Origin of the sequence: Streptosporangium sp. NPDC049046 (assembly GCF_040649155.1) — a bacterium.
Lineage (GTDB): Bacteria > Actinomycetota > Actinomycetes > Streptosporangiales > Streptosporangiaceae > Streptosporangium.
Genome location: NZ_JBEZEZ010000002.1, coordinates 1 through 26,078, shown reverse-complemented (window position 1 = coordinate 26,078; position 26,078 = coordinate 1). Strand labels below are relative to the sequence as shown.

General features: G+C 69.6%; 20 protein-coding genes. 17 read left to right on the top strand and 3 right to left on the bottom strand.

The genetic code is table 11. The features are described 5' to 3' along the window. The first annotated feature begins 4 nt into the window (after positions 1-4). Complete coding sequence (gene phoU, locus AB0B96_RS02485) at positions 5-664, top strand: phosphate signaling complex protein PhoU (RefSeq protein ID WP_350943157.1); 660 nt, start codon at positions 5-7, stop codon at positions 662-664. Positions 665-802: 138 nt separating this feature from the next. Here phoU and AB0B96_RS02480 read toward each other — a convergent pair whose 3' ends face one another. From AB0B96_RS02480 to mshA, 3 genes are all read right to left on the bottom strand, one after another. After that, positions 803-1,546 carry a phosphoglyceromutase gene (locus AB0B96_RS02480; protein ID WP_350943156.1) on the bottom strand — a complete coding sequence of 248 codons (744 nt, stop codon included), beginning with the start codon at positions 1,544-1,546 and terminating at the stop codon, positions 803-805. A 99-nt stretch (positions 1,547-1,645) separates the two neighbouring features. Then, on the bottom strand, positions 1,646-2,125 hold the full coding sequence (locus AB0B96_RS02475; RefSeq protein WP_350943155.1) for a YbjN domain-containing protein: 480 nt from the start codon (positions 2,123-2,125) through the stop codon (positions 1,646-1,648). A 195-nt stretch (positions 2,126-2,320) separates the two neighbouring features. Then, positions 2,321-3,604: a D-inositol-3-phosphate glycosyltransferase gene (gene mshA / locus AB0B96_RS02470; protein WP_350943154.1), complete on the bottom strand. Its 1,284-nt coding sequence runs from the start codon at positions 3,602-3,604 to the stop codon at positions 2,321-2,323. A gap of 107 nt (positions 3,605-3,711) precedes the next feature. Between mshA and AB0B96_RS02465 the strand changes: the two genes are divergently transcribed. From AB0B96_RS02465 to AB0B96_RS02390, 16 genes are all read left to right on the top strand, one after another. Continuing rightward, on the top strand, positions 3,712-4,449 hold the full coding sequence (locus AB0B96_RS02465) for an SDR family oxidoreductase (RefSeq protein WP_350943152.1): 738 nt from the start codon (positions 3,712-3,714) through the stop codon (positions 4,447-4,449). Positions 4,450-4,451: 2 nt separating this feature from the next. Then, positions 4,452-5,243 carry a class I SAM-dependent methyltransferase gene (locus AB0B96_RS02460; protein WP_362895874.1) on the top strand — a complete coding sequence of 264 codons (792 nt, stop codon included), beginning with the start codon at positions 4,452-4,454 and terminating at the stop codon, positions 5,241-5,243. Positions 5,244-5,364: 121 nt separating this feature from the next. Further along, complete coding sequence (locus AB0B96_RS02455; RefSeq protein ID WP_350943150.1) at positions 5,365-5,730, top strand: BlaI/MecI/CopY family transcriptional regulator; 366 nt, start codon at positions 5,365-5,367, stop codon at positions 5,728-5,730. Next, entirely contained in the window at positions 5,731-6,654 is a 924-nt protein-coding gene (locus AB0B96_RS02450) for a M56 family metallopeptidase (protein WP_350943148.1), read from the top strand. It abuts the gene before it with no gap. A gap of 310 nt (positions 6,655-6,964) precedes the next feature. Continuing rightward, on the top strand, positions 6,965-7,495 hold the full coding sequence (locus AB0B96_RS02445; RefSeq protein ID WP_350943146.1) for a helix-turn-helix domain-containing protein: 531 nt from the start codon (positions 6,965-6,967) through the stop codon (positions 7,493-7,495). A gap of 3 nt (positions 7,496-7,498) precedes the next feature. Continuing rightward, positions 7,499-7,981, top strand: a complete 483-nt coding sequence (locus AB0B96_RS02440; RefSeq protein ID WP_362895871.1) for a hypothetical protein — start codon at positions 7,499-7,501, stop codon at positions 7,979-7,981. A gap of 434 nt (positions 7,982-8,415) precedes the next feature. Beyond that, a complete protein-coding gene (locus AB0B96_RS02435) occupies positions 8,416-8,745 on the top strand; it encodes a DUF2516 family protein (protein ID WP_350943142.1) in 330 nt (109 codons plus the stop codon). Positions 8,746-8,982: 237 nt separating this feature from the next. Continuing rightward, complete coding sequence (locus tag AB0B96_RS02430) at positions 8,983-9,534, top strand: GNAT family protein (protein WP_362895869.1); 552 nt, start codon at positions 8,983-8,985, stop codon at positions 9,532-9,534. A gap of 48 nt (positions 9,535-9,582) precedes the next feature. After that, entirely contained in the window at positions 9,583-10,644 is a 1,062-nt protein-coding gene (locus AB0B96_RS02425; protein WP_362895867.1) for a LacI family DNA-binding transcriptional regulator, read from the top strand. After that, positions 10,631-12,028 carry a serine/threonine-protein kinase gene (locus AB0B96_RS02420; protein ID WP_362895865.1) on the top strand — a complete coding sequence of 466 codons (1,398 nt, stop codon included), beginning with the start codon at positions 10,631-10,633 and terminating at the stop codon, positions 12,026-12,028. Before AB0B96_RS02425 ends, AB0B96_RS02420 begins: the two co-directional genes overlap by 14 nt. 540 nt (positions 12,029-12,568) lie before the next feature. Then, positions 12,569-14,146 (top strand): cellulase family glycosylhydrolase, encoded by a 1,578-nt coding sequence (locus AB0B96_RS02415; protein WP_362895863.1) that lies wholly within the window; start codon positions 12,569-12,571, stop codon positions 14,144-14,146. Positions 14,147-14,523: 377 nt separating this feature from the next. Beyond that, positions 14,524-15,660, top strand: coding sequence for an ice-binding family protein (locus tag AB0B96_RS02410; RefSeq protein WP_362895861.1), 1,137 nt, complete (start codon positions 14,524-14,526; stop codon positions 15,658-15,660). A 406-nt stretch (positions 15,661-16,066) separates the two neighbouring features. Continuing rightward, complete coding sequence (locus AB0B96_RS02405) at positions 16,067-17,434, top strand: ice-binding family protein (protein ID WP_362895859.1); 1,368 nt, start codon at positions 16,067-16,069, stop codon at positions 17,432-17,434. 832 nt (positions 17,435-18,266) lie between these two features. Next, positions 18,267-21,206: a glycoside hydrolase family 48 protein gene (locus AB0B96_RS02400; protein ID WP_362895857.1), complete on the top strand. Its 2,940-nt coding sequence runs from the start codon at positions 18,267-18,269 to the stop codon at positions 21,204-21,206. 129 nt (positions 21,207-21,335) lie between these two features. Then, positions 21,336-24,134 (top strand): glycoside hydrolase family 9 protein, encoded by a 2,799-nt coding sequence (locus AB0B96_RS02395; RefSeq protein WP_362895855.1) that lies wholly within the window; start codon positions 21,336-21,338, stop codon positions 24,132-24,134. Between the two features lie 239 nt (positions 24,135-24,373). Then, positions 24,374-25,933 (top strand): cellulase family glycosylhydrolase, encoded by a 1,560-nt coding sequence (locus AB0B96_RS02390; RefSeq protein WP_362895853.1) that lies wholly within the window; start codon positions 24,374-24,376, stop codon positions 25,931-25,933. Positions 25,934-26,078: the final 145 nt, after the last annotated feature.

Below are 26,078 nucleotides of genomic sequence, written 5' to 3'. Positions count from 1 at the left end.
TGGCATGCGCGACGCCTACCACGAAGACCTCGACGCCCTCACCGGACGGCTGGTCGAGATGACCCGCCTCGTCAGGTCGGCGATATCGCGGGCCACCACCGCCCTCCTGGACGCCGACCTCCAGCTCGCCGAGAGCGTCATCTCCCAGGACGAGGAGGTCAACCGGGTCTTCGCGGAGGTCGAGACCACGATCTTCGACCTGATGGCGCGGCAGCAGCCCGTGGCCGTGGACCTCAGAATGATCATCGCGGCGCTGCGGATGGGCACCGACCTGGAGCGGATGGGCGACCTCGCCGAGCATGTGGCCAAGATCGCCAGGCTGCGCTACCCCGACTCCGCGATCCCGCCCGAGATCCGCTCCACCATCCTGGAGATGGGCCAGATCGCCGAGCGCCTCGTCACCAAGACCGGCAGCTGCATCGCCTCGCGCGACGTGGAGTCGGCCCTGGAACTGGAGTCCGACGACGACGCCATGGACAAACTGCACCGGAGACTGTTCAAGATCCTGATGGCCCCCGACTGGAAGTACGGCGTCGAGCCGGCCATCGACGTGACACTGATCGGCCGCTACTACGAGCGCTACGCCGACCACGCGGTCCGTGTCGCGCACGACGTGGTCTATCTGGTGACAGGCTCCCGTCCCCAGGACACCTCCGTGCTCTGAGTCCTCCCGTCGGCCGATCCCCGCCGGCCTTCACGAACGTCTTCACGCAAAAGAGAGGGAGGGCCCGCCGGATCCGGCGGGCCCTCCCTCTCTTTTGCGCTTTTTTTGGTCTTTTATCTACTTTTCGGGACGTCAGGGCTACTTGCCCTGGTTGGCCACAGCCTCGATGGCGGCCTCGGCCGCGGCGGGGTCGAGATACTGTCCGCCCTTGGTGACCGGGTGGAAGTCGGCGTCCAGCTCGTACCTGAGCGGGATGCCGGTGGGGATGTTGAGCCCGGCGATCTCGTCGTCGCCTATCCCGTCCAGGTGCTTGACCAGCGCGCGGAGCGAGTTGCCGTGCGCGACGACCAGCACGCTCCTCCCCTGTGCGAGGTCGGGCACGATCTGGTCGTACCAGTACGGCAGCATGCGCTCGACGACGTCCTTGAGGCACTCGGTCCTCGGCATCAGCTCGCTCGGCAGGAGCGCGTAGCGGGCGTCACCGACCTGGGAGAACTCGTCGTCGTCGGCGATCGGGGGCGGCGGGACGTCGTAGGAGCGGCGCCAGAGCATGAACTGCTCGTCACCGAACTCGGCCCGCGTCTGCGCCTTGTCCTTGCCCTGCAGGGCGCCGTAGTGGCGCTCGTTGAGCCGCCAGGACCGGGAGACCGGCAGCCAGAGCAGGTCCGCGGCGCCCAGCGCGAGGTTCGCCGTCTGGATCGCCCTGCTCATCAGGGAGGTGTGCACCACGTCGGGTCGCACCCCCGCGTCGAGCAGCAGCTGCCCGCCGCGCCGCGCCTCCTCCTCGCCCTTGGCCGAGAGCCCCGCGTCCACCCATCCGGTGAACAGACCCTTCGCGTTCCACTCACTCTCACCGTGCCGAAGCAGCACCAAAGTCGACATGCCGACAAGCTTAGTGGGCGCCTGCTGGACGTTTCCGGGTACTCCGCCCGCCCCGGGACCGCCCGACGTACCGGGCGCCCCGTTCTCGGGACGGCGCCCTCAGCGTTCGGGGTCGGCGAAGCGGGCGAAGGCCTGGAGGTTGGCGAGCGACTCGCCGCGCTTGGCGCGCCACTCCCACTCGCGCCGGATCGAGGAGGCGAAGCCCAGTTCGAGCGCGCGGTCGAAACCCTCGTCCGAGTAGGTGAGCACGCACCCGAGGAGGCGGTCGACCTCCTCGTCGGTGACCGCGGCCAGCGGGACACGGCCCACGAGGTAGACGTCGCCGATCGGGTCGAGGGCGAAGTGCACCCCGTACATGGAACCGTTCTTGGTGAGGAGCCAGCGGTAGAACTCGGCGTGGTTCTCGTCGGGTTGACGGCAGAAGAACGCCTCCACATGCAGGGCCTGGTCACCGACGATCAACCAGGTCATGGTGGCGAGCTTGTGCTGGCCGGGGAGCCTCACCAGGAAGGCCCCCGGCCTGGGCTGCTCGTAGGAGGCGTCCGCGCTCTTCAGCGCCGCCTCGATCACTTCGCGCATGGGCCCAGCTTACGAGCGGCCCTCGCGCACGGGCCGTCCCCACCTCACGCGCACCCCCCGGACGAGGTGCCGGGGTTCGGTCTGAGCAGCAGGTCCCGGAGGCCGCTCACCGGCCTCGCGAGCGGGGTCCGAAGATCGCGTCCCACCCTCGCGAGCGGGATCCGGAGGTTGCGTCACCGGCCTCGCGAGTGGTCCTCACGAGTTGACCGCGACCGGGAGCCGGTGCAGGTTCGCCATCGCCCCGGCGTAGACGTCCGCCAGCCGGGCCGCGGTGGCCGACCAGCCGAAGGCCGCCGCGTGGGCCACCGAGCCCGCCGACAGCGTCTCCCGCCAGGCGGGCTCGTAGACGAACCTGGCGAGCACCCGCGCCCAGTCGTGGGGGTCGTGCCCCTCGACGAGCACCCCGGACACGCCGTCGCGTACGGCGGTGCGCAGCCCGCCCACGGACGCGGCGGCGACCGGGGTGCCACAGGCCTGGGACTCCAGGGCGACCAGGCCGAACGACTCGTTGTGGGAGGGGACGACGGTCACGTCGGACGCGCGGTACCAGTCGACCAGCTCGTGCTGGGGCGCGGGGGGAACGATTCTCACCACGTCGGAGATCCCCAGCGAGGCGGCCACGTCGTTGAGGTAGGAGGGCCTGGCCAGGCCGTTGCCACTGGGGCCGCCGACACAGGCGACGACCAGCCTGGACCTGAGCGAGGGGTCGTCGATGAGCATCCTGGCCGCGGCGCGCAGCAGCACGTCCGGGGCCTTGAGCGGTTGCACCCTGCCCACGAACAGCAGCACGTGCGCGTCCTGCGGCAGCCCGAGCCGGTGGCGGGCCGCCCCCTGGGAGGCGGGCTGGAAGACTCTGAGGCTCACACCGGGGTTGACGACCTCCACCCGGGCGGGGGCGGCGCCGTAGAGCTGGACGAGTTCCTCGGCCTCGGTCGGGGTGTTGGCCACCAGGCGGTCGGCGATGTCCACGACCTGCTGCTCGCCCAGTACGCGGGCGGCGGGCTCCGGCCTGTCGTCGGCGGCGAGCAGGAGGTTCTTCACCTTGGCCATGGTGTGCATGGTGTGCACCAGCGGCAGGCCCCAGCGTTCCTTGGCCAGCCAGCCCACCTGACCGGAGAGCCAGTAGTGGGAGTGGATGACGTCGTAGCGGCCCGGCTCGTACATGGCCTCGGTGCGCAGCACGCCCGACAGGAAGGCGCAGAGCTGGCCGGGCAGGTCTCCCTTGTCCAGCTCCTCGTACGGTCCCGCGGTGACGTGGCGGACGGAGACACCCGGAACGATCTCCGCGACCGGTGGCAGATCCCGGGATGTCTGCCGGGTGAAGATCTCCACCTCCACCCCGAGTTCGGCCAGGCGTTTCGCCACCTCGACGATGTAGACGTTCATCCCGCCCGCGTCCCCGGTCCCCGGTTGATCCAGGGGAGACGTGTGCATGCTGATCGTCGCGACCCGGTTGACCCGCCGTCGCCTCACCGACACCACCTCCGAGAGGGCTCAACCACCGGATAATCCGCAACATTCCCGACACATAGCCTCTTCGAGTCCGAGCGGATGGGTCCCTAGGGCTCCTGGCAGGATGAGGGGTCATGAAGAGGACGGCTGTGGTGACAGGGGCCAGTAGCGGAATCGGCGAGGCGACGGCCCGCAGGCTCGCCGCCGAGGGCTTCGACGTGGTGGCCGCGGCGCGGCGCAGGGAGCGGCTCGACGAGCTGGCCGCCGAGGTGCCAGGCGTCCGCCCGGTCACCCTGGACGTGACGTCGCAGGAGTCGGTGGACGAGCTCGCCGCCTCGCTCGACCGCTGCGACGTGCTGGTCAACAACGCCGGTGGCGCGATCGGCCTGGAACCCGTGGCGAGCGGGAAGGTGGCCGACTGGCAGCGGATGTACGACGTCAACGTGCTCGGCACGCTCCGCGTCACCCAGGCCCTGCTGCCCAAGCTGGTCGCGTCGGGTGACGGCGTGCTGCTGATGCTGACCTCGGTGGCCGGGTTCGTCTCCTACGAGGGCGGCGGCGGATACAACGCGGCCAAGCACGCGCAGACCTCGATGACCGAGGTGCTGAGGCTGGAGCTGGTCGGACAGCCGCTCAGGATCGTCGAGGTCGCCCCCGGGATGGTCCACACCGAGGAGTTCTCGCTGAACCGCTTCCGCGGCGACTCCGCAGCCGCCGATCAGGTCTACGAGGGCGTGCCCGGCCCGCTCTCCGCCGACGACGTGGCCGACGCCATCGCCTGGTGCGTGACCCGCCCGGCCCACGTGAACGTCGACCGCCTCGTCATCCGCCCCCGGGCCCAGGCCGCCCAGCACAAGGTCCACCGCGTCTGACCGTGCCGAAGCCGATAGGAGAGATCACCAGGGGCACCACGGGGCACAACCGCCTGCGCCGGGCCGACCGCTGGATCGTCGCCGCGCACGGCCGCGCGCTGCGCTCCGCCGTCCGCCCTCTCGTGGTCGACCTCGGGTACGGGGCCTCGCACACCACGACCCTGGAGATGTTCCTGCGGCTGCGCGCGGTCTGCCCCTCGGTCGAGGTCGTCGGCGTCGAGATCGACCCGGCCCGGGTGGCGGCGGCCAAACCGTACGAGCGGCCGGGGCTGTCCTTCGCGCTGGGCGGCTTCGAGCTGCCGGTGGCGAGGCCACCCCTGTTGATCAGGGCGTTCAACGTGCTGCGACAGTACGGGGAGGCGCAGGCGTGGGGATACTGGGCGATGCTGTCCGAACGGCTCGCGCCGGGCGGGATGATCGTCGAGGGCACCTGCTCGGAGGTGGGCCACCGCGCGGTCTGGGTGGGGCTCGACCGCTCGGGGCCGCGGACGCTCACCGTCTCGGCCCGTTTCGACTCCTTCGAACGCCCCTCCGACCTGGCCGACCGGCTGCCCAAGACGCTCATTCACCGCAACGTCCCCGGCGAGCCCGTCCACGCCTTCCTGCGCGACTTCGACCGCGCCTGGGCGGTCAACGCCCCCCTGAGCTCGTACGGCTCCCGGCAGCGCTGGATCGCCGCCGCGGGAACGCTCGCCGGGACCTGGCCACTCGCCGAGCGCCCCCCGCTGGGCGGCCGGTCGCGATGGCGGCTCGGCGAGATCACCCTGCCCTGGTCCGCGGTCGCCCCGCGATGATCGCGAGGTGCGCCCCGGGCGACGACCTGGACGGGATGACACAGGGTGAGAAGCATGTGACGCACATCACTCGACAACCCGTAGTACTACCCCTCGTGGTGCGGGAGTTAGGCTTGGATGCGTGAAGGGTCTCGGCGAGCTTGAACGCAGCATCATGGACATCATCTGGGCACAGCCATCCTCTGTGACGGCGCGGGAGGTCGGGCGTCTCATCGCCGACCGCGACCTGGCGCCCACCACTGTGATGACCGTGCTCGACCGGCTCACCCGTAAGGGCTTCCTGCTCCGCACCCGCGACGGGCGCGCGTGGCGGTACGCACCGGCGGAGAGCCGCGACGCCTACGTCGCGGAGCTTATGCTGGAAGCGCTGGATCTGACCGGTGACCGGTCGGCGGCCCTCACCCGGTTCGCCCAGGCCGTCACCGGCACCGAAGCCGACATCCTGCGCAGGGCCCTGACGGACCTGGAGGACCTGGAGGACGAGTAGATGACCGCGGCAGCGCTGGCGACGCTCGCCCTGGTCTGCGCGGTCGGCGCCTGGCGGTTCACCCGGGCTCGATGGACCTATCGTGCCCCGCACGTGGCCATCGTCCTGTGGCAGGCACTCGGGGTCACCTGGGGGCTCGCCGGGACGGGCGCCCTGCTCGGTTACGCGCTCGAACCCTACGGCGAGGGCGTGCTGCACGGCCTGCACGAGTTCGCGATCTCCGCGTTCGGCGCCGGGCAGGGCCTTCCCAGGCCGTACGACATGCCGAGGATCCTCGCGCTCGTCGCGGGGCTGACCGCGCTCGCCGTGCTGATCCTGGTCCTCCTCGCCGCGGGCACGCAGACGCTCCGCGCCCGCAGGCGCCATCGCACCCTGCTCGCCCTGATCGCGCGGGAGGATCCGGTGGTCCCCGGCGTGCGGGTGCTCGACCACCCGGGCGCCACCGCCTACTGCGTGCCCGGCCTGCGCTCCCAGGTGGTGGTGAGCGAGGGGGCGCTGAAGCTGCTCTCCGCCGACGAGCTGAGCGCGGTGCTCGCCCACGAGGCCGCGCACGTGCGTGAGCGGCACGACCTGGTGCTGCTGCCGTTCGCCGCGCTGCGCAGGGCGCTGCCCTGGTCGCGCGTGGTCAGGGACGCGCAGGGCGAGGTCGGGTTGCTCGTGGAGATGGCCGCCGACGACGTCGCCCGCCGTGGCTGCTCCGCGCGCCGCCTCGCGACCGCCCTGCTGCGCTTCGGCACGGCGGGCGCCGTCCCGGCCCCGCACGGCGCGCTGGGCGCCGCGAACTCCGCCGCCGCCGTGATGGCCAGGGTCGAGCGTCTGGTGAACCCGGTCCCGGTCCTGCCGCGCGGGGTGCGCTACGCCATCGTCGCCTTCTCCGTCGCCCTGACGTCCTCGGCGCCGCTCCTGTGGCTGGTCCCGTACTAACGGCACCGCTCTTGCGGCCGGCCACGCACCGAAGTCGGCGCCGCCTTTGTGCCGGTTCCGCACCGAAGACCCCACACCGGGCCCCTTGGCGGACGCGGCGACCGTCGCACGCGCGGCACCGAGCCCCCCTCACCGAGCGCAGTCCCGTGTTGGGTCTCCGTGAAGGTGCGGCGGATCCGTATGCCGAAATCGGGGGCCGTCCTGGTGATGTGGTTGGTTTCCTCCAGGTTTAACCAAGCTCACCCCAAAGTGCTTGCAAGTGTTAGCCATCCCGTTTGCAATTGCAAGCACCGTGCGGCAGACTCGAACCATGGCACTACCCAAGGTCGGTTCGATCGGTGAGTACATCCGCGAGCAACGCACGCACGCGAAGATCTCCCTTCGGCAGCTCGCCGCGGCGGCGGGGGTCTCCAACCCCTACCTGAGCCAGATCGAGCGCGGGCTGCGCAAGCCCAGCGCCGAGATCCTGAACCAGATCGCGAAAGGCCTGCACATCTCGTCGCAGGCGCTCTACGTCCAGGCCGGCCTCATCGAGGAGCGCGAGCCGGACAGCGACGTGCTGACCGCGATCAGGGCCGACCATCTCATCACCGAGCGCCAGCGCCAGGTGCTGATCGACATCTACGAGTCGTTCCGCAAGGAGAACCAACAGGCCGAGGCCCCGGACGACGACGCGCAGACCTCCCAGAAAGCGCCTCTCGCACCGGAGCCCCGGCGAGGTGACGCGGACTCCTCGTCTGACGACGAGGTGCCGCTCCCGAAGGAATACCTCACCGCGTTGAAGCCCTACGCGGCCCCTCCGAGCAACGGCCACATCACCAAGGAAACCAAGGAAGGTTAACCCATGCCCATCACCACCGAAGTCAAGAAGCTGGCCGAGTCCAAGCCGTTCTACGCCGTCGCCGGGGCCGGCGACTTCGCCGTCGAGAAGCTCCTTGAGCTTCCCGAGCAGATCCACAAGCTGCAGGGCCGCCGCGAGGAGATCCGCGAGGCCGCGAAGGACCTCCCGGGGAGGGCCAGGCAGCTCGCCGGAAAGGCCGAGGTCTACGCCAAGGACTTCCCGGTGAAGGCGCGCGACTACGCCGACCACATCGCGGGCAGGGCCAACGAGCTGTACGAGGAGTTCGCCAGCCGCGGCCGCAAGGTCGTCTCCAAGACCAGCGGCGAGATCGCCCTGGAGCTGGAGGAGGTCTCCGAGGCCGCCGAGCCCGCGATCGCCGCCGCCCGGACGCCCAAGAAGGGCACCCGCACCACGAAGTCCAGCACGTCGGGCACGACGAGGACCTCCTCCAGGACCTCCAGGACGTCCGGCACGACCAAGAGCTGAGCGAGCCCTTCGCGAAACCTGCCGGCCGGTCCGGCGGACCTCACGAAACCCCCGGACCCGCCCGGCCCCCGCGGACTCGCCACCGCTTCACGCGGCGGGGCCGTGCACGAGCTCGCGGCCACCGCCATGAACCCCGTGAGGCGGCGACCGGACGACGCTCCGGTTCCAGGACCCGCTCCGGCGCGGCCGGGACGGGTCCTTCGCCGTCCGAGGGCCGTACCCGGCGCCGGGACGAGCCGGACCGACGTGACGGGCCGGACCGACGTGACGGGCGCGAGAACGAGCCACCGGCGCGGTCCGGTACGGACGCGGGGACGAGTCCGGCGCGGGCCGGAAGCGAGCCGGCCCCGGCCGGTAAGAACCGAGGGCGGCGCGAACGGGACTTTCGGCATTAGGCTGAGGGAGACCGGCGAGGCGAACGTTCTGGAGAGACGATGATCGAAATCCACGGTGCTCTGGACCTGGTCTTCTGGATCCTGGCCGTCGGAGTGTTCGCACTGTCGGGCTGGGCGCTCATCCACGCGGTGAAGACCCCGGCGCGGGCGTTCGCGGCCACCGGCAAGCAGACCAAGAAGCTGTGGCTGGTCATCCTCGGGCTGGCGGCGCTGTTCGGCTTCGCCGCCGCGGTGCAGTATCTCAGCGTCCTGAGCATCTTCACGATCGCGTCCGTCATCGCCTCGGGCATCTACCTCGCCGACGTGCGTCCCGCCGTGGGGGAGATCGGCAGAGGCGGCGGCAACCAGGGACCGTACGGACCCTGGTGACGCCGGGACGCGCCACGGTGCGGCTCGCGCGGGGTCAGGGTGACCGGAGTCCGCAGTGACTCCGGCGACCCCGACGGCCCCGGCGACCGGACCGCGTCATCGGCGGCTTCCTCGACCGCGTCGTGCGATCGGGGGCGGTACGTACCCCGGTGACCCACCCCGAGCCGGGGCCCGTCGTGCCCTCGCGGGGGGAATCTGCTTGCCCAGCGGGATTCCTGCCGGTAGACACACCGAATGATGTTCGCGCGCAAACCCACACTCCCCGGAGAGCACGTGACGCTCCGGCCGGTCGGTCCCGAGCACGTGGACGGCCTCTGGGAGCTGGTCAACGACCCCGAGACCGTCCGGCTGACCGGCTCGCACGGCAAGCCCGACTACGAAGGGCTGAAGGCCTGGTACGGCTCGCGGAGCGACCTCGACGACCGGCTGGACCTGGCGATCTGCACCGCCGGTGACGACGCCTACGTGGGCGAGATCGTGCTCAACCAGCTCGACGCCGACAATCTCTCCTGCAACCTGCGCATCGCGCTGATCGGCCCCCGGGCGTACGGGAAGGGCTACGGCAGCGAGGCGATCCGGCTCACCCTCGACCACGTCTTCCGCACCACGCCGCTGCACCGGGTGGGCCTGGAGGTTTACGCCTTCAACGAACGGGCCGCGCACGTCTACCGCAAGCTCGGGTTCGTCCAGGAGGGTGTCTGTCGTGACGCCCTGCACCTAAACGGGGAATGGTATGACTCCGTAATCATGTCGATACTTGCCCCTGACTGGGTTGTCAGGGAAATTTGACATACACAAGGTGATTTTTCGGAAACATCTTTTGACACTTCCGAAACAATGCTAGGTTCAATGGGAGCGCTCCCACCTGTGCGGAATCTTGGTGTGGAGGAAGTTATGACCGATCTACCCACACTTGCCCAGGTCGCGGCAGAGGCAGGGGTTTCCCCGGCCACGGCGTCCCGGGTACTCACCGGTTCAGTCAGAGTCAGCACGTCGGCTCGTAGGCAGGTGCATGACGCAATATCGCGTCTTGGTTATGTAAGGCATCGCGCTCCCCGTGGCGGCTCCGGCCGCCGATCCGACCAGGTCGTGGCCATCGTGGTCTGCGAACCCGCGCACCGGCTGTTCACCGAGCCGTTCTACGCGCGGATGATCACGGCTGCGGAGGAGGTCCTCACCGGGCACGGCGTCCCCCTCGCCGTGATGACCGCCACGGCGGCCACCTCCACCATCGCCACGCCACCGCTCGTCGCAGGAGGCATCGACGGCGTCCTGTTGATCGCGGCCCGCGACAGACATCCGCTCGTGGTGACCCTCGCCGCCTCGGGCATACCCGTACGGAGTGCGGGCCGTCCCCCAGACGGCATCGACCTCCCCCACGTCGACATGGACAACCGCGACGGCGGTCGGCAGGCGGCGGAACACCTGCTGCTCGGCGGCCGGAAGTCCATCGGCGTGATCGCGGGCCCACCCGCCCTTCCGGCCGCTCGCGACCGGCTCGACGGGTTCCTGCAGACCCTCGCGCTGGCCGGGATGACCAGCGTGCCGGTCGCGTACGGCGACTTCAGCCACGCGTCGGGTGTGCACGGCATGCAGTGGCTGTTGCGCAGGATGCCGCACGTCGACGCGGTCTTCGCCGCCTCCGACGTGATGGCCGCCGCGGCGCTGCAGACCCTGCGTCGTGCCGGCCGCCGGGTGCCGGAGGATGTGGCCGTCATCGGGTTCGACGACGCCCCCACCGCCCGGCGGACCTCACCCACGCTCACCACCGTCCGCCAGCCGGTGGAGGAGTTCTCCGCACTCGCCGCCCGGCTGCTGCTGCTCTCCATGGGCTCGGCCGGCTCTCCCCGCGACAATCCCGTACTCCCCACTGAGCTGGTGGTCCGTGAGTCCGCCTGACCAGCACGTCGGGCTTCGCGCGGGAGATGTGCTCACCCGCAGGTATCTGTTGCTGGAGCGCATCGCGTGGGGGGGCATGAGCGTCATTTGGCGTGCCTTCGACCAGTCGCTCCAGCGGATGGTCGCCGTCAAGCTGCTGGACGGCGAACTGGGCCTCGATCGAGGGGAGCGCGAGCTGATCCGCAGGGAGGCGCGTGCCACCGCGCGCCTCATTCACCCCGACGCGATCGAGGTCTACGACTACGGGGAGACCGTGACCTCGCAGGGGCGCCTCGCCGCGTACGTGGTGATGCGCCTGCTGGACGGACGCCCGCTGGCGGACCGGATCGCCGAGGGCCCGCTGCCGTGGGCGGAGGCGGCGATGATCGCCGCCAGGCTGGCCACCGTGCTGGCCGCCGCCCACGAGCGGGGCATCGTGCACCGGGACGTCACCGCCGAGAACGTGCTGCTGACCTCGACCGGCGCCAAGCTGCTCGATTTCGGCATCGCCGCCCTCATCGGGGAGGACGGCGACGACTGGACCTCCGAGTACGGGACGCCTCCCTACGTGGCTCCGGAGCGGCTCACCGGCACGGTCGCGGATCCGGCGAGCGATATCTACGCGCTGGGCGTCCTGCTGTTCGAGATGCTCACCGGCGCCCCCCCGTACCCGGAACGGACCTGGGAGGAGATCGAGAACGTCCGTAGGGAGGGACCTCCGCCGGTGGCGGAGGTGCCGGGCATGCCCGCGCGGATCAGCGCGCTCTGCCAGGTCTGTCTGTCGCACCAGCCTGAGGCCAGACCCAGGGCCCATGAGGTGGCCGACGGTCTGACCGCGGCCCTCAGGACACCGGCCACACCCCTGACCCCGGTTCACTCGGCGGGCAGGGGTGGGCTGGGGCGCTGGGTGGTGGTCGCGACGGTGGCGGCTCTGCTCGCGGGACTCCTGGTGTGGAGCCGGATCTCCGGCTCGCACAACGAGCAGGTCGCCGGTCCGCAGGGTCGCGGAACGGCACCGCCCGCGGTCCTCGACCCCACCACCGCCTACCCGCAACCGGGCACGACTCCGCTTCCTTCTCCTACTTCTCCTACCCGAAAGTGGGGTGGGCAGATGGCGGAACCGGCACCCGGGTCGGAGGCGATCCACTCCTACGCACCGAACCTCAACCAGAGTGTGCGGCATTTCAACGACGTGCTCGCGAAGGGGGAGGACGAGGGCAAGATCCGCCCGGACGTGGCCCTGGACCTGCGGCAGGTGCTGGCCAACAGCGTCTGGGGCTCCGGCGACCTCGACCCGATCCGAAGAAAGATCGCCGAGCGCAACCGGGAGGGCTCGCTGCCCGACGACTTCCGCCACGCCCTGGAGGCCCAGTTGATGCTCGTGACGGTCGCGTTGACAGGCTAGAAAACCAACCGGCCGGAAAGTCGAAAAACGCGCCCGGGTCCTCTCGCTTCTTGAATCGAGAGGACCCGGGCGCCGGCTTCGGGAACCTGTCGCATTCGCCGTTTCCGACATCGTCGGTGAAACCTCGGATGAACACCGACGCCCGGCCGAGGCGAATTCCCGGCCACCTTTTATCCTTGACAGGATCGGCGGCGCCGAACTGTTCCCGCGGTTTTCACCGGACGGTCAGAACGCGTGCCATTCGGCGGCGGGTTCGGGTCGCGCCCGCCGAAGGGGGTTCACCAACGGTGACCGCCGCCCCGGACGCCGGGTGCGGGAGACGCGGCCCGGCCGGTGAAACTTTCACGGAACGACAGGCGGGCCGAGGTCGCACAGGGCGAGTTGGGACGGGGTGCGGGCACGGCATCGGGGCGAACCGGTTCCCATGGTGGTTGACGGGAGCGGGGCAGGCGCCGAACCATGGCGAGCGCGTCCGGCCGCACCTTTCGATCGCGAGGTTCTCACCCCGCGAACAGATCACGTCCTTGAAGGGCCCTTTCCATGAAAGTCCTGCGTGTTCGCAGGTGGCCGGCGGCGCTCGCGGCGCTCGCGGTCACCTCGGCGCTGGCGGTCGCGCTCGGCTCCTCCCCGGCCGGTGCCGCGGCTGGGACCGGCACCGGTTACCTGCGCACCTCCGGCAACAAGATCGTCGACAGTACGGGGGCGACCGTCCGGCTGACCGGTATCAACTGGTTCGGCATGGAGACCGACAACAAGACCTTCCACGGGTTGTGGTCGAACAACCCGTGGAGAGGCCAGATCGACAAGATGGCCTCGCTCGGTTACAACACCCTCCGCGTACCGTTCTCCAACGACGCGCTCAAGCCCGGCGCGGTCGCCAGCGGCGTGAACGACTTCGTCAACCCCGACCTGGTCGGCAACAGCCCGCTGCAGATCCTCGACAAGGTCATCGCGTACGCCGGAAGCAAGGGCATGCGGATCATCCTCGACCGGCATCGGCCGACCGCCGCCGGGCAGTCACCGCTGTGGTACGTGCCCGCGACGCCGGAGAGCACCTGGATCAACGACTGGAAGGCACTCGCCCAGCGGTACGCGGGCAACACCACCGTCATCGGCGCCGACCTGCACAACGAGCCGCACGCCGAGGGCACCAACCCGGCCGCGACCGGGGCGTGCTGGGGCTGCGGGGACACCACCCGCGACTGGCGGCTCGCCGCCGAGCGGGCGGGCAACGCGGTGCTCTCGGTCAACCCCAACTGGCTGATCTTCGTCGAAGGCGTGAGCTGCCCGAGCGGGGGCCTGTCCAACGTCTGGGACAACGACCCGAGCAACGACGAGGACTGCGGCTGGTGGGGCGGCAACCTGTCGAAGGCCGGGGAGTTCCCGGTGCGGCTGAACGTGGCGAACCGGCTGGTCTACTCGCCGCACGACTACGCCACCTCGGTCTACCGCCAGGCGTGGTTCGACGCGCCGAACTATCCGGCGAACCTGCCCGCGGTCTGGGACAGGTACTGGGGCTACCTCTACAAGCAGAACATCGCCCCGATCATGCTCGGCGAGTTCGGGACCACCATGCAGGCGCCCGTGGACAAGATCTGGCTCCAGGAGTTGATGAAGTATCTGGGCACCGGGGTGAACGGGATGTCGTTCACCTACTGGTCGTGGAATCCCAACTCGGGTGACACCGGTGGTATCGCCAAGGACGACTGGAGCTCGATCAACCAAGACAAGCAGGACATCCTCCAGCCGTACCTGATCGCACCGGTCGGCGGGGGCGGCACCGGTACACCCACCCCGACACCGACCCCCACCCCGGGTTCCGCGGCCTGCGAGACCTCCTACGCGCTCACGAACTCCTGGTCGGGAGGTTTCCAGGCCGCGCTGACCGTGAAGAACACCGGAACCTCGGCCTGGAACAACTGGTCGGTGCGCTGGACCCTGCCGTCCGGGGTGACGCTCGGCAGCGGCTGGAACGCCACCGTCACGCAGAGCGGGACCACCTTCACCGCGAAGGCCCCGAGCCACGCGACCAGCCTCGCGGCGGGCCAGTCCGTCGTCGTCGGATTCACCGCCAACGGGCCCTCCACCCCCGGCGCGTCCGGCATCACCTGCACCTGACCTCGTACCGTCGATCCCGCACCCGGTCCTGACGCGTCATCTCGTCGGACCATCGAGGGCGTGCCGCCGAGCGGCACGCCCTCTGTTCGTTTCACCCACCGGAGGGCGGTCCCGCCCCGGGTCGAGATATCCCGGAAAACAACACGGCCACATCTCTCTGATATGAGCCGATAACCACGCAATAAAGCATCCCGCATGTCGTATGCCAGATACGACACCGCCGATCAGTAGGGTCAGAGAAAATGGCGCATCATCGGCAATGCGCCTGGACGGAGAAATACCGAAAAGAAAAGGAAAGCATTGTGACAGGAATTGGTCGCTCGTATACCGCCTCGCGAAATACCGCTCGTTCCTGGCCGGCCGGGGTCCTGACCGTCGTGTTCGTATTGGGCTGCGTCGCCGCGACCCCGCACGCGGCGAACGCGACGACGCCGCCGCCGCTCGGCACCGCCGCGAACTTCGCGGTCCTGGCCGGGACGGCGGCCACCGGCACCGGCCCCATCGTGGTCACCGGGGACCTCGGGGTGAGCCCGGGATCGGTGATCACCGGCTTTCCGCCCGGCGTCGTGGTCGGCGCCGTCCACGCCGCCGACGCCACCGCCGCGCAGGCCCAACTCGACCTGACCGCCGCCTACGACGACGCGGCGGGACAGCCCGTCGACGCCACCCTCCCGACGGAACTCGGCGGGACCACCGTGACTCCCGGCACCTACGACTCCGCCACGGGCGCCTTCGCGATCACCGGGGAGTTCACCCTCGACGGGCAGAACGACCCGAACGCCGTCTTCATCCTCAGGACGACCTCCGACCTCGTCACCACCTCCGCCAGCACGGTGAACCTCGTCAACGGCGCCCAGGCGTGCAACGTCTTCTGGCAGGTCGGCGGCTCGGTCACGCTCGGCCCCGGCTCCAGCTTCGCCGGAAACGTCCTCGCGCTGACCTCGATCACCGTGGCCACCGGCGCGAACGTCGCCGGCCGTCTCCTCGCCCGCGAAGGCGCCGTCATCCTGGACACCGACATCGTCACGGCGGCCCACTGCGCGGTCTCACCACCGAGGGAGACCGCCACCACGCTGGCCACGGCGTGCTCACAGAGGGGGACGAGCCGGCTCGTCCTCACCGCGAACGTCGTACCCTTCGGGCCCACGGCGCCCACGGGCTCCGCCGAGTTCCTCTCCGACGGGGTGAGCCTGGGTACGGCCCCGATCGGGACGAACGGCCGCGCCCTCCTGCCGGTGACCGGCATCGAACCGGGAACCCACCTGCTCGTGGCCGCCTTCCCCGGCAACACGGACCTGGATCCCAGCGCCTCGACACCGCAGCCCCTGGTCGTCGGCCGGAACGGTCTCTGCCCGGCCCAGGCGCAGGCGACGACGGCGGGGAACGGGAAGAACAAGGGGGGCCAGGGCATCAAGAGCAGGCAGCACAGCGGCAACGCGATCAAGATAAAGGACCGTGAGCGCGGGCATCACCGCCACCGCTCGTGGGCCGGGTGCTGCCGCCACCCGCGTTAGCGCCTGCGCCGGGAGTTCGCCGCGTCCGGGCCCCGTTCGCGTGTCGTCTCCCGGGCCGTGTGTCCGGCCTTCCCGCACCCCGGGACCATCGAGGGCGTGCCGCCTGGCGGCACGCCCTCTCGTGATGAGCGGGGGCGTGCCACGGCGCTCATTCGGCGCGGGAAATCGTCGGATGTGGGCGCTCACGGCGGAGGTGCGAGGTCCACGGACGCCACAGCATTCCCTTTGATATCCACACAAACAATAACATGGCCGCATTTTCATGACGCTCACCGCGGGCAACGCGACAAAACAATCCGCATGTCGTACGACGACCGCGCCGCCAAAGGTCAGTAGTGTCGGAAAAACGGCGCATCATCGGCAATGCGCATGAACGGAGAAATACCAAAAAGAAAAGGAAAGCATTGTGACAAGAATTGGTCACTCACGTATTGTCGCTCGAACCACCGTCCACTCCTGGCTGACCGGGGCACTCACCGTCGCGGTCGCACTGGGCTGCGTCGCCGCGGCCCCGCACACGGCCCACGCGGCGAACACGACGCGTCAGACCGACCCGGCGACCACGGCGGCCGCAGGGCACCCGGCACCCGAGACGCCCAGGACGCCAGATACACCAGATACGCCCGAGACGCCCGAGACGGACGCGATGGCACCGGTGTCGCTCGGTACGGCCACGAACTTCGCGATCCTGGCGGGAAGGACGGTCACCAACACCGGTTCCGGCGTCGTCACCGGCGAGCTGGGGGTGAGCCCGGGATCGGTGACCACCGGCTTCCCGCCCGGCGTCATGGCCGGCGCCGTCTACGCGGCCGACCCCGTCGCCGCACAGGCGCAGACCGACCTGGCCACCGCCTACCGGAACGTGGTGGGGTTGCGCGGCACCGCCTCCCTCCCCGCGCAGCTCGGGGGGACCACCGTGAAGCCGGGCGTCTACAACTCCGTCTCCGGCGCTTTCCAGCTCACCGGGGAACTGACCCTCGACGGACAGGGGAACCCGAACGCCCTCTTCGTCCTGCGGGCACCCGGCCTGATCACCGCGCCCGCCAGCACGGTGACTCTCGTCAACGGCGCCCAGGCGTGCAACGTCTTCTGGCAGGTCGGCGGCTCGGCCACCCTGGGGGCCGGTTCCGTCTTCGCCGGGAACCTCCTCGCGCTGACCTCGATCACCACGGCCGACGGCACGACCGTGAACGGCCGCCTTCTGGCCCGTGAGGGCAGCGTCAGCATGGACGACACCACCGTCACACGGTCCGCCTGCACGGTCATGCCGCCGAGGAAGACCTCCACCAAGCTGGCCGCGTTCTGCGATCCGGAAGCGCCGGGTCACCTCACTCTCGTCGCGAGCGTCACCTCCTCGGGGCCGGTCCCGCCGACAGGGCCTGTCGAGTTCTTCGCCAACGGGGTGAGCCAGGACAGGACCCAGTCCGACGCCACCGGCCGCGCGACCCTGATCGTGTCCCAGGTACCGCAACGAACCCATGAGTTCGTGGCCGCCTTCGCGGGCACGAACCGGCTCGATCCCAGCTCCTCACCGGTGCTGACCATGGTCGTCGGACCCAAGGGGGTCTGCCCGGCGTCGACGACGAGTCCGACCTCCACCGCCGGCCCCCTCTCCGCCGGTGGCACGGGTGGCGCGGGCGACGCGCGCGACGACAAGAAACGCAACCGGAGCACCATTACGTATCCGCCCAGGGAAAAAATGTTCAAGGCGAAGAACCGGGAACGCAACCGTCACCGGCACCCACGGTCCGGACACCATCGCCATCAGCGCTGAAAAGACCGGAGGAGAACATATTCTCAGCCTCCGAAGACGCCGGGGACTTTAGAGTCTTCGGACGCCCCCGAGGGGCGGAGAACTCTGAGAGGTGAAGCGATCGGCCGAGGTTCGAAAAATCGAGAATTCCCGAGGAGTGACGCCCGGGAATTACCGGGCGGCACAAAAGCGCATCGCTTTTCCTGTCGCGGCTCTTCCTCGTCGTTCGCCTTTCCCGGTCGCCGTCGCCGGCCGGGGTGAGGCCCCGTGAGAGCCACCCGCCGTCCGACGCAGGCGAAGCCGTCCCACCGGCCGTCTCGTCGGCCGGTGGGGCGAAGCACCTCGACAGGAAACGAGCGGGTCACCACACAGACCACCGGCCATCGGCCGATGGGGCGGAGCACCTCGGCGAGGAAGGCGCAGGCCGCTCGGCCGACGGTCGGCGGGGCGGAGGACTTGACGGGGGAAGGGCAGCCCGCCGCGTGCCGCCGAACACACCGGAGGGGCGGGTCGCCACGCGCCCGTCCGAGACGCCGGGGACCCGGGTGAATCGGTGGCCGCCCCGGGCGGCGGGCCCGGGGTCGGAGACACCCGCACAAACAAGCACTCGGCTGGAAAGATCAACTGTTCTGAAACTTTCACGGTTCGCAAAAAAGGCCGACCGGATCACAGCAGCCTGGCGGCATGGGCCGTGAAACATCGGCGTAACCGGAGGCACATGCCATTGACATCCCGTTCACCGTCTCCAGAATTCTTTATGGGAGCGCTCCCACCCCCTCTCTCCCTTGCTTGATCCGATGCGGTGTCACCACCAGCGGATTCGCATCGATCCACACTCACGGAGGCCCATTTCATGCATCTGTTCCCCATCAAAGCGGGAGCGCTCCCACGCTTCCGGAGACGGATCGCCGCACTGGTGTTACTCAGCCTGGCGGCCGGGACGACCACCGCACTGGCGGCCTCCCCCGCCCTCGCGGCGGTCTCCTGCGATGTGACCTACACCACCAACGACTGGCAGGGTGGCTTCACCGCCAACGTGACCGTCAAGAACCTGGGTGACCCGCTCACCGGGTGGACCCTCGGATTCGCCTTCCCGACGAGCACCCAGAGGGTCTCCCAGGGTTGGAGCGCCACCTGGGCGCAGAGCGGCCAGAACGTCACCGCGAGGAACCTCGACTGGAACGGCAACCTGGCCACCGGCGCCTCGACCAGCATCGGCTTCAACGGCAGCTGGTCGGGTTCCAACCCCAAGCCGACCTCCTTCACGATCAACGGCACCACCTGTGGGGGGACCACCCCCGTCAACCAGCCGCCCACCGCGAGCATCACCAGCCCGGCGGCCGGCGCCACCTTCACCGCACCCGCGACGGTGGCGATCGCCGCGAACGCGACCGACAGTGACGGCACCGTCACCAAGGTCGACTTCTACAACGGCACCACGCTGCTGGGCACCGACACCACCGCGCCGTACACCTACAGCTGGGCGAACGTCGCCGCCGGAAGCTACTCCCTCACCGCGAGGGCGACCGACGACAAGGGGGCGACGACCACCTCCAACCCGGTGGGGATCACCGTCACCGCCAACTCGACTCCCGCCGTGCTCGTCACCCCGGCCACGATCGCCGTCCCCGAGGGCGGCACCGCCGACCTCGCGGTGAAGCTCTCCAGGGCCCCGTCCTCGAACGTCACCGTGACGACCGCGAGGACGAGCGGCGACACCGACCTCACGGTCGCCTCCGGCGCGTCGCTGACCTTCACCACCTCCAACTGGAACACGGCGCAGACGGTACGGCTCGCGGCGGCGGAAGACGCCGACCAGACCTCCGGCAGCGCGGTGTTCACCTCCAGCGCCACCGGCCACACCTCGGCCACCACGACCGCCACCGAGGTCGACAACGACTCGGGCGGCGGCGACAACGAGTACATCCAGCGCTTCGTCACGATGTACAACAAGCTCAAGGACCCGGCGAACGGCTACTTCTCGCCGGAGGGCGTGCCCTACCACTCCGTCGAGACCTTCCTGGTCGAGGCTCCTGACCACGGGCACGAGACCACCTCCGAGGCCTACAGCTACTACCTGTGGCTGGAGGCGGCGTACGGCAAGGTGACCGGCGACTGGACCAAGTTCAACGCCGCCTGGGCCTCGATGGAGAAGTACATCATCCCGGCCACGGCCGACCAGCCGACCAACGCCTCCTACAACCCGTCCAAGCCCGCCACGTACGCCGGCGAGTGGGACGACATCAAGCAGTACCCGTCCAGACTGGACAGCGGCGTGAGCGTCGGCGTCGACCCGATCGCGAACGAGCTCAAGACGGCGTACGGCACCAGTGACATCTACGGTATGCACTGGCTGCTGGACGTGGACAACACCTACGGCTTCGGCCGCTGCGGTGACGGGACCACCAAGCCCGCGTACATCAACACCTACCAGCGCGGTCCTGAGGAGTCGGTCTTCGAGACCATCCCGCAGCCGTCCTGCGACACCTTCAAGCACGGCGGCACGAACGGGTTCCTGGACCTGTTCACCGGCGACAGCGCGTACGCCAAGCAGTGGAAGTACACCAACGCTCCCGACGCCGACGCCCGCGCCATCCAGGCCGCCTACTGGGCGCACACCTGGGCCACGGAGCAGGGCAAGGCCTCGCAGGTCTCCTCCACGATCTCCAAGGCCGCGAAGATGGGCGACTACCTTCGCTACGCGATGTACGACAAGTACTTCAAGAAGCAGGGTTGCACCAGCACCGGGTGCCCGGCCGGAACCGGCAAGGACAGCTCGGCCTACCTGCTGAGCTGGTACTACGCCTGGGGTGGCGCCTACGACACCTCCGCCGGCTGGTCCTGGAGGATCGGCTCCAGCCACAACCACTCCGGTTACCAGAACCCGATGGCCGCGTGGGTGCTGTCCAGCGTGGACGCGCTCAAGCCCAAGGGAACGACCGCCGTCCAGGACTGGACCACCAGCACCAAGCGGCAGATGGAGTTCTACCGCTGGCTCCAGTCGAGCGAGGGCGCGATCGCCGGTGGCGCCACCAACAGCTGGCAGGGCCACTACGCGTCCCCGCCGTCGACGCTGCCCACCTTCTACGGGATGGCCTACGACTGGCAGCCGGTCTACCACGACCCGCCGTCCAACCAGTGGTTCGGCTTCCAGGCGTGGTCGCTGGAGCGGGTCGCGGAGCTCTACTACGCGACCGGTAACGCCGACGCCAAGATCGTCCTGGACAAGTGGGTCAAGTGGGCCACCGACAACACCACGATCAACGCGGACGGGACCTACCAGATCCCCTCGACGCTGATCTGGACCGGCCAGCCCAACACCTGGAACCCGAACAACCCCACGCCCAACACCAACCTGCACGTGAGCATCAGGGACTACACGACCGACGTGGGCGTGGCGGGCTCGTACGCCAAGGTGCTGATGTACTACGCGGCCAAGTCCGGTGACGCCACGGCCAAGGCCGTCGCCAAGGGCCTGCTCGACGGCATGTGGCGTAACAACCAGGACGCCAAGGGTGTCTCGGTCCCCGAGACCAAGGCCGACTACAACCGCCTCAACGACCCGGTCTACGTGCCCCCGGGCTGGACCGGCAAGATGCCCAACGGCGACGTGATCAACTCCAACTCGACCTTCCTGTCCATCCGGTCCTTCTACAAGAACGACCCGGACTGGCCGCAGGTGGACGCCTACCTGAAGGGCACGGGCCCCGCCCCGACCTTCAACTACCACCGGTTCTGGGCGCAGGTGGACGTCGCCGTCGCCCTCGCCGAGTACGGCCGCCTCTTCCCGTAACCCCCCGCCCCCGGGTCCGGCTCTCCCCCGGGCCGGACCCGGGCTCAACCCCCCTGAGACCTCGGGGCGTGACGGTACCCCTGACCTGCCGTCACGCCCCGAGCACCACCTCCGAGAGGCGCACCCCCCATGAAGAAGACCCTGGCGGCGCTCGCGCTGCTGGCGTTGGCGGCCGTGCCGGTGACGGTGTCCGCCACCGGCGCCCAGGCCGCGGCGCCCGCCTTCGCGTACGGCGAGGCGCTGCAGAAGTCCCTCTGGTTCTACGAGGCCCAGCAGTCGGGACCGCTGCCGAGCTGGAACCGCGTCAGCTGGCGTGGCCCCTCCGGGCTCGGCGACGGCCAGGACGTCGGTCGTGACCTGACCGGCGGCTGGTACGACGCGGGCGACCACGTCAAGTTCGGTCTGCCGATGGCGGCCAGCGCGACGATGCTGGCCTGGGGCGCGGTGGAGTACCGCGACGCGTACGCCTCCTCGGGGCAGCTCACCCACCTGCTGAACAACCTCAGGTTCGTCAACGACTACTTCATCAAGGCCCACCCGTCGGCGAACGTGCTGTACGGGCAGGTCGGCAACGGCGGCAAGGACCACGCCTGGTGGGGCCCCGCCGAGGCGATGCAGATGGAGCGGCCCTCTTACAAGATCGACGCCTCGTGCGGGGGATCGGACCTGGCCGGCGAGACGGCGGCGGCGATGGCGGCCTCCTCGATCGTCTTCCGTCCGACGGATCCGACGTACGCCGACACGCTGCTGACGCACGCCAGGCAGCTCTACACCTTCGCCGACACCGTGCGGAAGAAGTACAGCGACTGCATCACCGACGCGTCGGGCTACTACCAGTCGTGGAGCGGCTACAACGACGAGCTGGTCTGGGGCGCGATCTGGCTGTACCGGGCCACCCAGGAGGCCTCCTACCTGACCAAGGCCGAGTCGTACTACGACAACCTCGGCACCGAGCCGCAGTCCACCATCAAGTCCTACAAGTGGACGATCGCCTGGGACGACAAGTCCTACGGCGCCTACGTGCTGCTGAACAAGCTGACCGGCAAGCAGAAATACCTCGACGACGCCAACCGCTGGCTCGACTTCTGGACGGTCGGCGTGAACGGGCAGCGGGTGAAGTACTCCCCCGGCGGCCACGCGGTGCTCGACAGATGGGGGTCGCTGCGTTACGCGGCCAACACCTCGTTCGTCGCGCTCGTCCACTCCGACTCGATCACCGACGCGACACGGAAGGCGCGCTACCACGACTTCGCGGTCAGGCAGATCAACTACGCCCTCGGTGACAACCCGCGCAACTCCTCGTACATGATCGGGTTCGGCGCGAACCCGCCGAAGAACCCGCACCACCGCACCGCGCACGGCTCGTGGACCGACCAGATGACCAACCCGGTCGAGACCCGGCACACCCTGTACGGTGCCCTCGTCGGCGGCCCGCCCGACCCCGACGACAAGTACACCGACAAGCGCGACGACTACGTGATGAACGAGGTCGCCACCGACTACAACGCGGGCTTCACCAGTGCCCTCGCCCGCCTCTACCGCGAGTACGGCGGAGCCCCCGCCGCGAACTTCCCCGTCGCCGAGACCCCCGACGGCCCCGAGATCTTCGTCGAGGCCGGGGTGAACGCCACGGGCTCGACGTTCACCGAGATCAAGGCGATCGTGAGGAACCAGTCGGCCTGGCCGGCGCGTGCGCTGACCAACGGCTCCTTCCGCTACTACTTCACCCTCGACGGCGCCACGACCGCGAGCCAGGTCTCCGTGACGTCCGCCTACAACCAGTGCAAGGCGCCGACCGGGCCGACCCTGCTGTCCGGGAAGACCTACTACGTCACCGTCGACTGCTCGAACACCTCGATCGCCCCCGCGGGCCAGTCGCAGCACCGGCGCGAGGTGCAGTTCCGCATCGCCAGCACCGGGACGTGGGACCCGTCCAACGACTGGTCGTACACCGGTATCCCCACCACGCCGGGCGCGACCCCGGTGCGGACGCAGAACATGACGGTCTACGCGGGCACGACGAAGATCTGGGGCAACCCGCCCGGTGACGAGCCGGCGGACACCGAGGCGCCGTCGCGGCCGGGCAAGCCGGTCGTCTCCGCGATCACCGGCAGCGGCGCCACCCTGACCTGGACGGCCTCCACCGACAACGTGGGCGTCGCCGGCTACGACGTCTACCAGGGGACGACGAAGGTCGCCACCGCCACCACCACCTCCCACACCCTCACCGGGCTCACCCCCGCGACGGCCTACACCGTCTCCGTGGTGGCCAGGGACGCGGCCGGCAACTCCTCCACCGCCTCCGAGAGCACCGCGTTCACCACGACGGCCTCGCAGAACGACACCGAGGCGCCGTCACGTCCCGGCAAGCCGGTCGTCTCCGCGATCACCGGCAGCGGCGCCACCCTGACCTGGACGGCCTCCACCGACAACGTGGGCGTCGCCGGCTACGACGTCTACCAGGGGACGACGAAGGTCGCCACCGCCACCACCACCTCCCACACCCTCACCGGGCTCACCCCCGCGACGGCCTACACCGTCTCCGTGGTGGCCAGGGACGCGGCCGGCAACTCCTCCACCGCCTCCGAGAGCACCGCGTTCACCACGACGACGGCCCCGGTGGGCGGCTGTACGGCCACGTACACGGTCACCAGCAGCTGGCAGGGCGCCTTCCAGGGAGATGTGACCGTCAAGAACACGGGCACCTCGGCGATCTCCGGCTGGACGGTGACCTGGAGGTTCCCCAACGGTCAGACGATCAGCCAGCTCTGGAGCGGCACGCACACCCAGACGGGCGCGGACGTCTCCGTCAAGAACGCGGCCTGGAACGGGGCCCTCGCTCCGAACGCCTCGACGTCCTTCGGGTTCACCGCGACCCAGAGCGGCACCAACGGCGTTCCCACCCCGGTGAACTGCACCACCGGCTGACCTTCGATCCGACCGTCCCCGCCCCGATCCCCCGCATCGACCTCCGACCGTCCGCACCGCGAACCGGCACCCGCTCCGACCGTCTCCACCACCCGCCGGCACCTCGCACCGACCCTGCGCACCACGAACCGACTCCCGTCAGCCAGGCGTCCGTCTCTCCCCCACGGACGCCTCCTCACCCCCGGCCGGGCGCGACGACCCCTCCGCCCGGCCGGGCACCCCCCCAACCGAGGTAGGTCATGCGAATCAGACTGGCGCTGCTCCTGGCGCTCCTTCTTCCGTTCATCGTCTCCGTACCGCCCGCCCACGCCGCCGTGGGTCTCCGCGTGAGCGGTACGCGGATCCTTGAGGCGAACGGCAACGCCTTCGTCATGCGGGGAACCAGCCACGCGCACACCTGGTACCCGACCCAGACCGGCTCGTTCGCGGGCATCAAGTCGCTCGGCGCGAACACCGTCAGGGTGGTGCTCAGCGGCGGCCGGTGGACCGCGAACAGCGCCTCCGACGTGGCGAACGTCGTCTCGCTCTGCAAGCAGAACAAGCTCATCTGTGTCCTGGAAAATCATGACACCACTGGGTACGGCGAGCAGGCCGGCGCGTACACCCTCGACCAGGCCGTGGACTACTGGATCAGCGTCAAGAACTCGATCGTCGGCCAGGAGGACTACGTCGTCCTCAACATCGGCAACGAACCCATCGGCAACAACGCGACCACCCCGGGCTGGACCCAGGCCACCTCGGCCGCGATCACCCGGCTGCGGAGCAACGGGTTCCAGCACCTGATCATGGTCGACGCGCCGAACTGGGGCCAGGACTGGAGCTTCACCATGCGTGACAACGCCTCCACGGTCTTCGCCGCCGACCCGCAGCGCAACACGGTCTTCTCCGTCCACATGTACGGGGTGTTCGACACGGCCGCCGAGGTGACCTCCTACATGCAGGCGTTCCAGACCGCGGGGCTGCCGCTGGTGGTCGGCGAGTTCGGCTTCGACCACTCCGACGGCAACCCGGACGAGGACACGATCATGGCCCAGGCCCAGGCCAGGGGCATCGGCTACCTCGGCTGGTCCTGGAGTGGCAACAGCGGCGGCGTCGAGTATCTCGACCAGGTGACCAACTTCAACGTCGCCAACCTCACCCCCTGGGGACAGCGCCTGTTCAACGGGGCGAACGGCATCGCGCAGACCTCCGTCGAGGCCACGATCTACGGTGGCACCACCACCCCCGACACCCAGGCGCCGACCAGGCCCGGCACACCCACCGCCTCGGAGATCACCTCGACCGGTGCCCGGCTGTCCTGGACCGCCTCCACCGACAACCGCGCGGTCACCGGCTACGACGTCTTCCGTGGCACCACCAAGCTCGGCTCGTCCGCGACCAACTCGATCACCCTGACCGGGCTCACCCCGCAGACCGCCTACAGCGTCACCGTCGTCGCCCGCGACGCGGCGGGGAACACCTCCGCCGCCTCACCGGCGGCGACCTTCACGACCACCTCGACCCCGCCGAGCGGCTGCACCTCGACCTACCAGACCACCAACCACTGGCAGGGCGGCTTCCAGGGCGAGGTCACCATCCGCTGCACCTCGGCCGTCACCGGCTGGCGGACCGTCCTCACCTATCCCTCGGGGGTGAACATCAGCCAGGCGTGGAGCGCCACCCTCTCCGCCGCCGCCCCGGTCTTCACCTTCACCAACGCCGCCTGGAACGGATCCATCCCGGCGGGAGGGTCCACCACCTTCGGCTTCATCGGCAGCTGGTCGGGCACGGGCACCCCGCCCACCCCCACCCTCTCCTGAACCGTCTCCCAGCGGTACCCCGAGGATTCCCCGCCCGCGTCCGCGACTCCCGGCAGCGGACCGGACGGTGAGACCGCCGTCATCGGCGGTCGCCCACCGGCCCCCCGGGGGGGGGGTGAACCCCCCCCGGGTTTGCCGGGGCGCG